This window comes from Brevundimonas sp. (genome assembly GCF_035935935.1).
Classification (GTDB): Bacteria; Pseudomonadota; Alphaproteobacteria; order Caulobacterales; family Caulobacteraceae; genus Brevundimonas.
The window spans coordinates 254,619-268,121 of sequence record NZ_DASYWO010000003.1; the positions used below are offsets into that span (position 1 = coordinate 254,619).

Annotated in this window: 10 protein-coding genes; 5 read left to right on the forward strand and 5 right to left on the reverse strand. The window is 69.7% G+C overall.

The genetic code is table 11. The features are described 5' to 3' along the window. Positions 1-107: 107 nt before the first annotated feature. On the reverse strand, positions 108-2,921 hold the full coding sequence (locus tag VGR32_RS03235) for a pitrilysin family protein (protein ID WP_327447979.1): 2,814 nt from the start codon (positions 2,919-2,921) through the stop codon (positions 108-110). A 215-nt stretch (positions 2,922-3,136) separates the two neighbouring features. Here VGR32_RS03235 and VGR32_RS03240 point away from each other — a divergent pair, with 215 nt between their 5' ends. The 5 genes from VGR32_RS03240 to VGR32_RS03260 all read left to right on the forward strand — a co-directional run bounded on the left by VGR32_RS03240 (position 3,137) and on the right by VGR32_RS03260 (position 7,187). Continuing rightward, complete coding sequence (locus VGR32_RS03240; RefSeq protein ID WP_327447981.1) at positions 3,137-4,402, forward strand: type III PLP-dependent enzyme; 1,266 nt, start codon at positions 3,137-3,139, stop codon at positions 4,400-4,402. Between the two features lie 99 nt (positions 4,403-4,501). Next, on the forward strand, positions 4,502-5,557 hold the full coding sequence (locus VGR32_RS03245) for a 1,9-bis(guanidino)-5-aza-nonane synthase (protein ID WP_327447983.1): 1,056 nt from the start codon (positions 4,502-4,504) through the stop codon (positions 5,555-5,557). 91 nt (positions 5,558-5,648) lie between these two features. After that, positions 5,649-5,990, forward strand: coding sequence for a ribonuclease (locus VGR32_RS03250; RefSeq protein WP_327447985.1), 342 nt, complete (start codon positions 5,649-5,651; stop codon positions 5,988-5,990). A 91-nt stretch (positions 5,991-6,081) separates the two neighbouring features. Then, on the forward strand, positions 6,082-6,567 hold the full coding sequence (locus tag VGR32_RS03255; protein WP_327447987.1) for a hypothetical protein: 486 nt from the start codon (positions 6,082-6,084) through the stop codon (positions 6,565-6,567). Beyond that, positions 6,549-7,187 (forward strand): hypothetical protein, encoded by a 639-nt coding sequence (locus tag VGR32_RS03260; protein WP_327447989.1) that lies wholly within the window; start codon positions 6,549-6,551, stop codon positions 7,185-7,187. Before VGR32_RS03255 ends, VGR32_RS03260 begins: the two co-directional genes overlap by 19 nt. Here VGR32_RS03260 and aguB read toward each other — a convergent pair. The 4 genes from aguB to VGR32_RS03280 form a co-directional block, all read right to left on the reverse strand. Further along, positions 7,162-8,037, reverse strand: coding sequence for an N-carbamoylputrescine amidase (aguB, locus tag VGR32_RS03265; protein ID WP_327447991.1), 876 nt, complete (start codon positions 8,035-8,037; stop codon positions 7,162-7,164). The genes VGR32_RS03260 and aguB overlap by 26 nt on opposite strands. Then, complete coding sequence (locus VGR32_RS03270) at positions 8,037-9,044, reverse strand: agmatine deiminase family protein (protein WP_327447993.1); 1,008 nt, start codon at positions 9,042-9,044, stop codon at positions 8,037-8,039. Before VGR32_RS03270 ends, aguB begins: the two co-directional genes overlap by 1 nt. Positions 9,045-9,323: 279 nt before the next feature. Beyond that, entirely contained in the window at positions 9,324-11,960 is a 2,637-nt protein-coding gene (locus tag VGR32_RS03275; RefSeq protein ID WP_327447995.1) for a TonB-dependent receptor, read from the reverse strand. 165 nt (positions 11,961-12,125) lie between these two features. After that, positions 12,126-13,292, reverse strand: coding sequence for a capsular biosynthesis protein (locus VGR32_RS03280; protein WP_327447997.1), 1,167 nt, complete (start codon positions 13,290-13,292; stop codon positions 12,126-12,128). Positions 13,293-13,503: the final 211 nt, after the last annotated feature.

Here is a 13,503-nt window from a genome sequence, read left to right on the forward strand (position 1 = left end):
GGGACGTTGCTCAGGGGCGCGCCGCATGGCCCGAACGGGCCCTTGAGGCAAGTCTTAATGACATGTCCGGCGACGGCGCGGCAAGCTTGGCCCGCCGCGCCGCGACGTTATTGCGTCGGCGCCCGCCGCACCTCGACCGGCAGCCCCAGCGACTGCAGCTGCGGCAGGACGACGTCGGCGTCGCCGACGATCACCCACACGAACCGCGAACCGTCGATCGTGCCGCGCGCGGCCTGGTCCAGGCTCTCGACCGTCATGCCCGCATAGCGCGGCCCCAGCCGTTCCCACCAGTCGTCCGGACGTCCGTACAGGGCGTTGCTGCGCAGCGCGCCAAGCACCGCGGACGACGTTTCGAATCCGCCCGGAAGCTGGCGCATGTTGCCGTTGACGGTGCGGCTCAGCTCCGCCGGCGTGACGCCCTTCGTCGTGACGAAGTCGGCGTAGTGCTGGATCAGCACGGCCACGGATTCGCCCGTTCGGTCCGCCTGCACCGGCGCCGTGATGATGTAGGGCGTCTGGTGCTCCAGAGGGTTGACCCGGCCGTTCAGGCCATAGGACCAGCCGCGCGTCTCGCGGATGTCCTGGTTGATCCGCGACAGGAAGCCGTTGCCCAGCACTTCGTTGGCGGCGTTCAGGGCGACCAGATCGTCGCGTCCCGTGACCGGCAGGACCGCGCCGCCCAGGATCACCGACTGCGGGGACTGCGGCCGGTCGATCAGGATGATGCGCGGCTCCACGGCCGGCAGGGCGACGTCGAACGTCTTCACGCCGCGGGACATGGCCGGCGCCGCCCACCCGCCGAAGCTGGCTTCGAGCGCCGGCGTCAGTTCCGCCAGCGGCCGGTCCGACACCACGAACAGCCGGGCGTTGTCCGGCCGGATCCATGTCTGATGGAACGCCACCAGATCGTCGCGGTCGACGGCGGCGACGGCATCCGGATCGCCCGTACCGCTGAAGGCGCGGCCGTAGGGGTGGCCTTCTCCGTAGAGGGCGACCGGAAGGGCACGCATCCCGATGCCGTTCGGCTGCGTCATCTCGGCGGCGATGCCGGCGAGCTGCTGGGCCCGCAGACGCTCGATCTCGGCCGGAGCGAAGGCGGGATTCATCGTGACGTCGGCCATCAGGCCGAGCGCCGGCGACAGGTTGGCGCTGGGCGTCGTCAGCGTGACGGCGGTCCGGTCCATGCTGGCGAATGCGCCGATCTGAGCGCCCAGGCGCTCCTGAGCCTCGGCCAGCTGCACGGAATCGCGCGTGGTCGTGCCTTCCGTCAGCAGCTGCAGCATCAGCGCCTGCACGCCCAGACCGTCCGCGGGATCGGCGGCGTGACCGGCGTCGAACTCCAGCGCGACGCGCGTGATCGGCGCCGCGGTCGAGCGGGCGTAGACGACCTCGACGCCGTTCGACAGTCGGGTCCGCTCGACGTCGGGGAAGTCCAGTCCCTTCGTTTCCCCGACCGCCGGCATCGGGCCGCGCGGCGTGATCGCCAGGGGTTCGACGGCGGCGGGGGCCGGACGCGTGGACGCCGCCTCGACATAGGGTTCGCGCTCGCCCGGATCGACGCGCACGGCGACCACGGGCCGGGTCAGCCAACGCGCCATGGACGCGCGGACGGAGGCCGGGGTCACCTCGGCGTACTGGGCCATCTGGGTGCGGTAGAAGCCGGGGTCGTCGGCGTAGAGCATGCCCTCGGCCAGAACCACCGCCTTGCCGCCGAAGCCGCCGGTCGGCTCCAGCGCCTGCATCCGCTGCGACAGCTCGCCGGTGACCACCCGCGCCACCTCGTCCGCGGTCGGCCCCTCGGCGATGAAGTCGGCGATGATGGCGTCCAGACGCCGCGACACCGCGTCGACGTCCTGCCCGGGCTTCACGTCGACGGTGACCTGGAACAGGCCGATGCGCTGGAACGACTGGACGCCGGCGCTGACCGACACCGCGCTCTGGTCGCCACGCACCAGTTCGTTGTCCAGCCGCGAACTCGCCAGACCGCCCAGCACCGTGCCGGCGACGTCCAGATCGGCGGCCGACGCGTCCATCATGCCCGGCACCACCCAGGCGCGATAGAGCCGTGTGTTCGAGACGCGGTCCTTCAGCGTCAGGTCGACCCGTGCGGCGATGGTCGGCACCGCCGCTTGGGCGGGTTCGTTCTGCGGTCCGCGCGGAATGTGACCGAAGTAGCGCTCGACCAGCGGGCGCGCGGTCGCCACGTCGATGTCGCCGGCCAGCACCAGCACGGCGTTGTTCGGGCCGTAGTTGTCGCGGTGCCAGTCGCGCAGGTCCTGCAGGGAGGCGGCGTCCAGATCGGCCATCGAGCCGATGGTCGAATGGCGATAGGGATGTCCCTCGGGAAACAGGGCGTCCAGCATGGCGTAGAACACCAGGCCGTACGGCTGGTTGTCGCCCTGACGCTTCTCGTTCTGGACGACGCCGCGCTGGTTATCCAGCCGCTCCTGCGTCAAGGCGCCCAGCAGGTGCCCCATCCGGTCGCTCTCCATGTAGAGCGCCTGCTCCAGCGCCGCGGTCGGCACGGTCTGGAAGAAGTTCGTGCGGTCGAACCACGTCGTGCCGTTCCAGTCCGTGGCCCCCATGGCGCGCAGGGGCTCCATCAGGCCGCCCGGCACGTTCTCGGTCGGATTGAACAGGCCGATGTGTTCGAACAGGTGGGCGAAGCCGGTCTGGCCTTCGGGCTCGTCCTTCGAGCCGACGTTGTACCAGGCATGCAGGGCCACGACCGGCGCCTTGCGGTCGGTGTGCACGACGACCCGCAGACCGTTGTCGAGCGTGAAGGTGTCGTAGTCCAGCGCCACGCCGCGGGCCAGTTCCGCGGCCGACGCCGGCTCCTGCGACTGGGCCGCGGCGGGCGTCGCGGCGGCCATGGCGAGGGCCATCGCGGTCGCGGTGGACGCCAGTGTGATCAGACGCATGTTTCCCCCCACCCTCCGGCGGTCCCTGCGGTCACCTTACGTCGCGACGGAACGGGCACAAGTTACGGTCCCGTCACCTCGCCTTCGCCGCGAAAAAACCGCTTTACATGACAGGGCGATGACCCCATATCGCCCGCTTCCGGCGGACCCCGTAGGTCCAATCTGCGCCGCTAACGCCGGGTCTGGGTTCAACAACTAGCAGGGGGTTACGTGAATTGCGCACGTACCAGCTTCCCCTGGACCTGGTCCGCGAGCGGTCTCCGGAGCGTCCCGTCGCCCTTGTGCGACCGCGCTCCGTCTCCGTAGCGGCGCGCTGGTTCCAGGACAATCTGAAGGCCGACGTCTTCTACGCGGTGAAGGCGAACCCCTCGCGCTGGGTCATCGAAACCCTCGTCGAGGCGGGCGTGACCGGCTTCGACGCCGCCTCGATCGCCGAGATCGAGCTGGTGCGCTCGGTGCTGCCCTCCGCGCGCATCGCCTTCATGCACCCGGTGAAGAGCCGTGGCGCCATCTCCCGCGCCTACTTCGACCACGGCGTCCGCACCTTCTCGCTGGACTGCCATGAGGAGCTGGCCAAGATTCTCGACGCCACGGGACAGGCCTCCGACCTGAACCTGATCGTCCGCATGGCGGTCTCGGCCGACGGCGCCCAGTACTCGCTGTCGGGCAAGTTCGGCGTCTCGCCGGACCAGGCCCCGCACTTGCTGCTGGCCACGCGCCAGGCGGTGAGGGACGGCCTGATGGGCGTCAGCTTCCACGTCGGCTCGCAGTGCATGCGTCCGTCAGCCTATGAGGCCGCCATGGCCCAGGTCGGCCGCGCCATCACCCGCGCGGGCGTGTTCGTGGACATCGTCGACGTCGGCGGCGGCTTCCCCTCCGTCTATCCGGGCATGGTCCCGCCGGACATGGGCGAGTACGCCGACGCCATCCATCGCGGCTTCGACGAGATGCCCGTGTCGGAGACCACCGAGCTGTGGTGCGAGCCGGGCCGCGCCCTGGTGGCGGAGTCGTCGTCGGTGCTGTGCCGCGTCGACCTGCGAAAGGGCGACGCCCTGTATCTGAACGACGGCAGCTACGGCTCGCTGTTCGACGCCACGCACTCGCGCTGGCCCTTCCCGACCAAGCTGGTCCGGGACGGGGACTCCGCGTCGGACCTGAAGCCGTTCCGCTTCTACGGCCCGACCTGCGACTCGATCGACCACATGCCGGGCCCGTTCTGGCTGCCGGCCGACGTGCAGGAAGGCGACTTCATCGAGATCGGCATGCTCGGCGCCTACGGCGTCGCCATGACGACCGGTTTCAACGGCTATGGCGAGCATGAGATCGCCGCGGTCGAGGACGCCCCGATGGCCTCGCTCTACGGACTGGCGCCCCGCTCCATCCCGACCGTGCGCACCACGGCGGAAGAGCAGGCCCGCAAGGTCGTCCGCCTGTCGCGTCCCAAGGGCAAGGCGGGCCAGCGGAAGAAATCGCGGCGCTGAATCGTCGCATCCGCGTTGTAACCAGCAGCGGCCCGTCGCTCCGTCCGGGCCGCTGTTTTCCTTGACGACGGGCGCTCACCAGTAAGGGAAACCAAACCGATGAACGCTCCCGTTCAGACCAATCAGAAGGCCGAGCTGCTGCAGAACATGGTCGAGCACGTCGACATGACGTCCTTCGACGCCCGCCCGATCATCGACAGCATGCGCAAGATGTCGTTCTCGTCGCGCGACACCGCCCGCGCCGCCGACATCTTCAACATGGCGCTTGAGGATGAGGGCTGCTCGCCGTGGCTGATCCTGGCGGGCTCCACCTCGGCCGGCGGCTGCATGCACGTGTACCGCGACATGGTGAAGTTCGGCATGATCGACGCCGTGGTGGCCACCGGCGCCTCGATCGTCGACATGGATTTCTTCGAGGCCCTGGGCTTCAAGCACTACCAGGCCGCCGGCCCGGTCGACGACAACGTCCTGCGCGACAACTACATCGACCGGATCTACGACACCTACATCGACGAGGAAGAACTCCAAGCCTGCGACCACACCATCCTGGAGATCGCCAACCGGCTGGAGCCGCGCGGCTATTCCAGCCGCGAGTTCATCTGGGAGATGGGCAAGTGGCTGTCGGAAGGCAACGCGAAGAAGGAAGGCAGCCTGATCCAGACCGCCTATGAGATGGGCGTGCCGATCTTCTGCCCGGCCTTCGTCGACTCCTCGGCCGGCTTCGGCCTGGTCAAGCATCAGAAGGAGCGGGCGGCCGCCGGCCAGCCCTACATGATGCTGGACGCCATCGCCGACTTCCGCGAACTGACCGACATCAAGATCGCGGCGGGCACCACCGGCCTGTTCATGGTGGGCGGCGGCGTGCCCAAGAACTTCGCCCAGGACACCGTCGTCTGCGCCGAAATCCTCGGCGTCGAGGCCGACATGCACAAGTATGCCGTCCAGATCACGGTGGCGGACGTGCGGGACGGCGCCTGCTCGTCCTCCACGCTCAAGGAAGCCGCGTCGTGGGGCAAGGTGTCGACCACCTATGAGCAGATGGTGTTCGCCGAGGCGACCACCGTGGTGCCCTTGATCGGCTCCGACGCCTGGCACCGCGGCGGCTGGAAGAAGCGCCAGCCGCGGCGGTGGCAGAAGCTGTTCGAAAAGGCGTGACGCTGCAGGAGGGCCGGGAGAAATCCCGGCCCTTTTGCTTGGGGGAACCCTCCTTCGCGCGCTTCGCTTAAGCGACCGAAGGAGACCCGCCATGTCCGACGATCAGAACCTCGAAGGCCAGGAAGCCGACCAGATGGGCGAGAAGCCCGATCTGGGTCGTGAGCCGGACCACCTGCAGAACGCCCTCACCGGCACCGACGTCGGGTCCGACACCCGCGCCGGCTCGCTGCGGGGCGGCTCTGCGTCGGGCTCCGACGTCGATCCGGACCAGGACGCGGTCAACCGCAGCCTGACCGAGCAGGGCAAGGGCACGCCGGACGCCCAGCCGAAGCGCGCGGATCCCGACCCCGTCAAGAACACGGGGACGGAGTTCACCGGTCCCGCGGGCGACCCGGCGGAGGGCCCACGCGGCGCCGACGCCGCCACCGGCTGACGCCCGACGCCCGACGCCCGACGCGGCGGCGCCTTGCTGGCGCCGCGAGTCTGGGCCAACGTGACGCTTCACGGCGAACGAGGAAGTGACCTTGAGTATGAAGGGTGTGTGCCTTGCCCTGGCCGCCGGCCTTGCGCTGACGGCCTGTTCCGAGTCGGCCGACGACGCCGCCGCCGAGACCGCCGCGGCCCCCGCAGCATCGGAAGCGCCAGCCTCCAAGGCCGCGCGCCCGGCCGCCGGCGTGCCGGCCGCGGCGAAGGCTCCCGCTTACGCCGTGCTGCCGCAGGACGGGCGCGCCGAAGCTCCGGCGACGGTGGCCGACGGCCCGGACGGGCCGGGCGGCATGGTCACCTACGAGACCGCGCTCTCTCCCGACGCCGTCGTCGAGTTCCATCGCGGCCACGCCGAGGCCGCCGGTCTGGCGACGGTTTCGACGATGACCCTGGGCGAGGCCCGCGGTTATGCCGCCGCGGCGCAGGACGCGTCCGGCGCCGGCGTGCAGGTGATCGCCTCGCCCGTGGCCGGCGAGGCCGGGCCTGAAACTTCGGTTCAGCTGACGTGGACCGCCGGCGGCTGATCCTGGGCGTCGCGGGCTTCGCGTCCGCCTGCGCCTCTCCCCCGCAGCGTCCGCTGACGACCCCTCCCGCCGACGACCGGCTGCTGTTCGCCCAGGCTCACCTGGAACTTCATCCCCGCGTCGCCGCCCAGCATTTCGACTGCGCCGTCGGGGCCCGCTTCACCGCCGCGCCGCGCCCGGCCCTGGCCGCCGTGTTCGGGCGGGTGGCACGTGAGGTCGAGGCGCGCGTTCCCCTCGACGTGACGCCGGCCGTCGGCGTCTGCGCGCGCCTGCGCCCCGAAGAGGGCGGCCAGCGCGGAACGTCGCGGCGCGCGGCGCTGGCCGCCGCCTACGGTCTGGCCATGGCGCGGCTGGCGCCGGACAGATCGGCCGCCGTCGCGGCGCGCACGGACGATCTCATCGCCTCGGAGATCCTGTGCGGCCTTGCGGACGCCGACGCCTCGGCCCGCGGACGCGCCGTGGGCGCCCAGGTCTTCGCGGACCTGTCGGCCGACCCGATCTTCGCGGATCTGCTGACCCGCGCCATGCCTGAAGTGGCGGAAGCGCGCCGGGACCCGATCGAAAGCCCCGCCTGCGCCGCCGAGCGCCGGACGCTCAGCCGGCTGCCGGCCGCGGGCTGACCAGGGCGCCGTAAAGGTCGGTCCGCCGGTCGCGGAAGAAGCCCCAGGCCGCGCGGTGGCGATCCAGGAAGTCGAGGTCGAATTCGTGCACCAGCACGCCCTCTTCGTCCCGGCCGAGACTCTCCACCAGATCGCCCCGGTGGTCGGCGATGAAGCTGGAGCCGTAGAAGCGCTGCCCGACCTCTGTGGCGTGCTCCTGTCCCGTCCGGTTGGCGCCGACGACGGGCACGACGTTCGACACCGCATGGCCCTGCATGGCGCGACGCCACGGCTCGGCGGTGTCCAGCTCCTTGTCGTGCGGCTCCGACCCGATGGCCGTCGGATACATCAGCACCTCGGCGCCCTGCAGCATCATCGCCCGCGCCGTCTCGGGGTACCACTGGTCCCAGCAGATTCCGACGCCGACCCGGCCGAACCGCGTGTTCCAGACCTTGAAGCCCGTGTCGCCCGGCCGGAAGTAGTATTTCTCCTGATAGCCGGGGCCGTCCGGAATGTGACTCTTGCGATAGACGCCCAGCGCGCGGCCGTCGGCGTCCAGCATCACCAGGCTGTTGAAGTAGTGCGGACCCTCGCGCTCGAAGATCGATACGGGAATGGCCACGCCCAGCTCGGCGGCGACCGGCTGAAGCGCCGTGACGCAGGGATGCTCCGCCCACGGATGGGCCGTGCCGAACCACTTCTCCTCCTGCGACACGCAGAAGTACGGCCCCTGGAACAGCTCGGACGGCAGGATCACCTGCGCGCCCCGTCCCGCCGCCTCACGAATGAAGCCGATCGTCCTGTCGATGTTCGCCTGCAGGTCGTCCCCATAGGCGGTCTGGATCGCGGCGACGCTGATCGTCCGGGCCATCAGGCGGGCTCCTGCTGGGAAATGCAGTGGAAGGATCCGCCGCCCGACAGGATGGCGGTCGACGGCAGGGGAATGACTTCACGGTCGGCGTAGATCGTCTTCAGGCCTTCGCAGACCAGCCGCGCGGCGGTTTCATCGCCGTAGGTAGGCACGATCACGGCGCCGTCGGCGATCAGGAAATTCATGTGGCTGGCCGGAACCGGCCGCCCGTCCTCGTCGCCCACGAAGCCGGGCGACGGCAGCGGCAGCAGCTTCAGCGCACGCCCCTGTGCGTCGGTCATCGCGGACAGGGCGCGCGCGACCTCGGCATAGACGGCGTCGTTGGGGTCGCCCCTGCCCCACGCGACGGGGTGGGCCACGACGCCCGGCGCGACGAAGCGGGCCAGATTGTCGACGTGTCCGTCGGTGTGGTCGTTCAGCAGCCCGTCGTCCAGCCACAGCACCTTGCGCGCGCCCAGGGCGTCGGCCAGCGCCGCCTCGGCCGCCGCCTCGGTCCAGCCCGCGTTCCGGTTGGGATTCAGCAGGCATTGGCGCGTGGTCAGGATCGTGCCGTCGCCGTCGTGGTCCAGCGCGCCGCCCTCCAGGACGAAGTGATGCCGGTCCAGCGGCGTGCCGGACGCCGCGCCGATCTGTCCGGCCACCGCGTCGTCGTGCTCCAGATCGTACTTGCCGCCCCAGCCGTTGAAACGGAAGGCGGCCGCGCGGGTCGAGCCGGCGCCGAAGATGGGCCCGGTGTCCCGCAGCCAGATGTCGCCGAAGCGGCCGTCGACGATCTCCACGCCGTCGACGCCGGCGAAGCGGGCGCGTGCGTCTGCGAGGGCTTCGGGCTTGCCGACCATCAGCCTGACCTGCTCACGACCCGGCCCGGCCAGGGCGCGGACCAGCGCCTCGACTTCCGTCCGGGCGGGCTCGAGATTGTCCTCCCACAGCTCGGCGTGGCTGGGCCAGCCGACCCACATGGCCCGGTGCGGCGACCATTCGGCTGGGATCGGGGCGTTCAAAGTCATGGCGGCGCGGAGTCCTTTCGGGCGGCCGCGCCATATGGCCATGACGCGCCGCGGGTTCAACGCCCGGACGGCTGCGTCGGACGCAAGCGGCGAGCGACCGCGTCGTGAGCGGCAGGGTCAGGAACCCGCCCTCAAGCAGCGAGCGACCGCGTCGCGAGCGGCAGGGCCAGGAACCCGCCCTCAAGCAGCGAGCGACCGCGTCGCGAGCGGTAGGGCCAGAAAAGACAAGGGCGGCCCGTCTCCGGACCGCCCCTTCTCATTCCTGACCGGCGTCTTCGCTTAGAAGCGCGTGCCGATGCTGAACACCGCCGTGCGCGGGGCGCCCAGCGATCCCGTGCGGGCCTGACCCGTGCGGTTCACGACGCCCGGACCCGGGTCCACGTCGATGGTGGTGGCGTTGTTGCCGGTCGAGATGTTGCCCAGGTACTTCTCGTCGAACAGGTTGGTGACGTTGAACTGGACGAAGGCGTTCTTGATGCCGAACGCTTCCGTCAGGTCGTAGCGGGCGTCCATGTCGACGACCGTGTATTCCGGGAACACTTCGTCGTTGACGTCGGTCGAGAAGCGCTCGGACACGTACTTGGCCTGCAGGCCCAGATCCAGGTTCTGGATCGGGGTCCACTCGACGCGGGCGGCGTAGGTCCATTCCGGGGTTTCGACCAACCGCTTGCCGGCCAGCGGCAGCGCGGTGGTGGCCGACAGCGCCAGATCTTCCTGGATCTCACTGTCGTTGTAGGAGGCCGAGGCGTACAGGGTCAGGCTGTCGGACACTTCCCAGCCGACCTGCGCGTCCATGCCCTGCTGCTTCACGGCGCCGACGTTGCGATCGACCGAGATGCCGAAGAACGGGTTCGGGGTGACGCCGTCTTCCAGGAACAGGTTGTTGTCGAACGACTGCACGATGCGGTTGTCGTAGTCGGTGTACCACAGGGCGATCGAGCCGATGATGCTCGCGCTGCGGAAGCGGTAGCCCAGGTCGTAGGACTTGGTCAGTTCCGGCTGGACGTTGGAGAAGTCCAGCGAGCCGTCGGCCGCGCGCACCGGCTGATACAGGTTGTCCGTCCGCGGCACCGAGATGCCTTCGGCGTAGCTGGCGTAGACCGTGTGCTGGTCGGCGAAGCGCCAGGTGGCGCCCACGTTCGGCAGGACGTCCTCGAACTCGATCGTCTGCGAATAGGGGGCGATCCACTGGGTGGTGCCGGTCGACTGGAAGCGGACGTTGCCGTTGGCGAACGTGCCGGCGGGCGTTTCGGTCGTGCAGCGCACCGTCGAGCTTCCGTTCTGCGAGTAGCAGAACTGGTTCAGCTGACGCTCGAAGAAGGGCGCGCGGACGCCGATGTTGATGGTCAGCGCGTCGTCGAAGAACTGGCCGCGGTACTCGGCGGCGTACTGGTTCAGCTCGGCGATCGAGCGGCGGTCGCGGAAGCGGTACAGCGAGCCGTCGCGGCCCAGGACTGCGATCGACGGGTCACCACCGCGCGGGCTGGAGCTCCAGATGTGCAGGGGCTCGGCGAACTGCTTCATGAAGCTGCCTTCGCCGGTCTGACGGTGACGGCCGTAGTCCAGCGTGTAGGCGACGCGGAAGCGGTGATCCTCGTTCAGGTCCCAGATCAGCGAGCTGGTCAGGCCATAGCGGTTCGTGTTGGTGATCGACGGCGCATAGACGTGGACGTTGTCGCAGCTGTCGCCGTCGCCGTTCAGGTCGACGCCGGTCGTGCGGAAGGCGGCCGTCGCGCACTGGGCGTTGGTGATGGCCGACAGGCCCGTGGCGCTGTTGTTGTTGGCCGAGTTCTGGTCCAGCCGGTCGTCGCGCTCGTTCAGCACGCTGAAGGTCGTGCCGCCCGTGGCCAGGGTGTACTGGTACGACGGGTCGAAGGTGAAGCGCAGGCTGTCGGTCAGGCCGTAGCTGAACTGGCCGCGGACGTTGCCGGTGTTCGACGGGTTGATGCGCAGATCGGTGGCGTTGGTGCAGCTGCCCGAGGCCACGGTGCCGTCATAGCGCAGCTGCGTCGACTGGGTGTTCTCGTCCTGGACCGTGCCGTTGACGCCCGAGGGACGAACGCAGGCGATGTCGTTTTCGACGAACGTGCCCGCGTCGAACTGGGCCAGCGTCGTCAGGCTGTTGTACGAGGCGTTGCGGTTCTCGTTGTAGTGGGCGCCGAGGCTGGCGAAGTTGCCGTTGCCCATGTCCTGGTAGATGCGGCCGTTGAACTGCTGACGCTGCAGGTCGCCGTAGCCCTTGAACTTGCTGTATTCCTGGTGCGAGGCCGAGACGTAGGCCGTCGTGCCCCACGGGCCGAAGGCGCCGGTGTCGGCGCGCACGAACACGCGCTGGAAGTCGTACTCGCCGGCCGAAACCGTCGTTTCGACGCCCGGCTCCTGGTAGGGGCGCGCGGTGCGGTAGTTGATCGTGCCGCCGACGGCCGAGGCGGTCGGGCTGTCGACGTCGGTGGTGCCCTGGTTGACCGAGGCGTTGTCGATCAGTTCCGGATCCAGCTGCTGGTTGGTGTAGACGGCATAGTTGCCGGTGTCGTTCAGCGGCAGGCCGTCGAAGGTCAGCGACACGCGGTTTCCGTCGAAGCCGCGCAGACGCAGGTTGCCGCCAGACGCGCCGTAGGGGTCCGTGTTGGTGAAGTTCAGGCCGGGAACCAGGTTCAGCGACTGCACCACGGTCTGGCCGGGGTTCTGCCGGGCGATGAACTCCTGCGTGATCGTCGAGCGGGTCTTGGCGACCGTTTCGGCGACGATGACGCCCTCGATGTTCACCGGGCCACGACGGCCGGTGACGACGACTTCCTCGACTTCCGTGGCCTCGATGGCCTCGGTGCCCGACGACTGGGCCGACGCGGCCCCGGCGGCCAACAGGCCGGTGAAGAGGGCGGTCGTCGCCCAGAACACGCGCTTGCGGTTCATCATGGTGGAGTATCCCCGATGGAGGCGGACGTCCGCACAGCGCGGATCGCGGGCCGAAATCCCGCCTCCTCTAGGATCGCCCTTGGAAGGTCTGACGACAGTGATATGACGGACGTGTGACAGCCCCTTCGGGTGGCGTGAAGGCCACACACCCCCGCGAGGCCGTCCTCAGGCCATCATGCGTTCCGCCACCCGCCGCGCCGTGGACGCCCGCAGGCGCGGGCCCTCGAAACTGCCGTTGATCTGGGTGCGTTCGATCACCGCCGCGCGGAACCTCAGGAACAGGTCGGGGTCGGGGGGGGTCGGGGCGGACCAGAAATCCGACAGGGCCTTCTGGTCGGACAGGCCTTCGAAGTCGAAGAAGGCGCGGCCCAGGACCTTCACGGGCGTGCCGAAGCCCAGCGCCGCGAGCGCCGAGCTGGAGTTGTTCACCACCAGCCCCCGCGACGCCCGGCAAAGCGGGGCCAGCGCGCCGCCGTCGATGAACTCCACGCGGTCCGCCACCGCATGCCGGGCCGCCGCCCTGCGCACGGAACGGCCCTGATCGATCACGGCCGGGTCCAGCGGGTGGTTCTTGATCACAAGGCGGACGTCCGTCGGGGAAGATGCGGCGAAGTCGCCGACGACGCGGTCGATGAAGGCGGCGTTCGTCTTCAGGTCCGAATGCCGCGTCAGCTGCGTGTCCCCCTCGCGCTGCAGGCAGGCGAGGAAGAAAGGGCCTTTCGCCGCGATCCCCGCCGGATCGACCGGCGGCGAGACACGCAGGCGAATCCAGCGCGCCAGGTGTCCGGCCGCCTGCCGCCAGGGCGGCGCCTCGAAGCCGGGATCATGGCGGGGGAAGATCGGCAGGAAATGCTCGGCCAGCCAGTAGCGGGCGACGGCCGTCACCAGCGGGCGTGTCACCGGGCCGACGGGCTCCGGCTCCGGGGCCTCTGAAGAATGACCGGCATAGGCGGCCGCGCTGCGCGGCAGGACCGGACTGTCGGCCGCCACCGCGTCTCGTTCCAGCGTCACCCAGTCGGGCCGGAAGTAACCGTTCTCCAGCACCCAGACGCGCGGTCGTGAGCCGGCGGTGTCCAGCACCGCGCGGGCCTGCCATCGGCCCTCGCCGTAGACGACCACGTCGGTCCAGGCGGGCGCCAGCGCTCGCCACGTCGCGGGCCACTCCTCCGGCCGCCCGCGATACTCGATTCCGCCCGGTCCGCGCCGGTCGATCAGGTCGCCCGCATTGAACACCATGTGGCCGACCTCGGCCCCGCGGGCGCGCAGGGCGTCGGCCAGTTCCCGACCGAAGGGGCCGTAGGGCAGGTTCACCAGAAGAAAGCGACGGCGCACGGAGGCCTCGGGTACGCGGGGCGGAAACGCCGGCCGCATTTAGTCCGCCGCCGCCCATTCCGTCACCCCGCAAAGCGAAGGGCCCGCCGGAGTGATCCGGCGGGCCCCTGCATTCGGTCTTTCGACTTGGCTTCTGTGCTTGCGCTTAGAAGTTGATGTCGATGGTGGCGCGACGGTTCAGCGGCTCGCGGACGCCGTCGGCGGTCGGACG

Bases quoted from the DNA above. Each gene is read 5' to 3' on its own strand.
- VGR32_RS03270 (WP_327447993.1), bottom strand. From the start codon at position 9,044: ATGACTTTGAACGCCCCGATCCCAGCCGAATGGTCGCCGCACCGGGCC.
- VGR32_RS03250 (WP_327447985.1), top strand. From the start codon at position 5,649: ATGTCCGACGATCAGAACCTCGAAGGCCAGGAAGCCGACCAGATGGGC.
- aguB (WP_327447991.1), bottom strand. From the start codon at position 8,037: ATGGCCCGGACGATCAGCGTCGCCGCGATCCAGACCGCCTATGGGGAC.
- VGR32_RS03245 (WP_327447983.1), top strand. From the start codon at position 4,502: ATGAACGCTCCCGTTCAGACCAATCAGAAGGCCGAGCTGCTGCAGAAC.
- VGR32_RS03275 (WP_327447995.1), bottom strand. From the start codon at position 11,960: ATGATGAACCGCAAGCGCGTGTTCTGGGCGACGACCGCCCTCTTCACC.
- VGR32_RS03235 (WP_327447979.1), bottom strand. From the start codon at position 2,921: ATGCGTCTGATCACACTGGCGTCCACCGCGACCGCGATGGCCCTCGCC.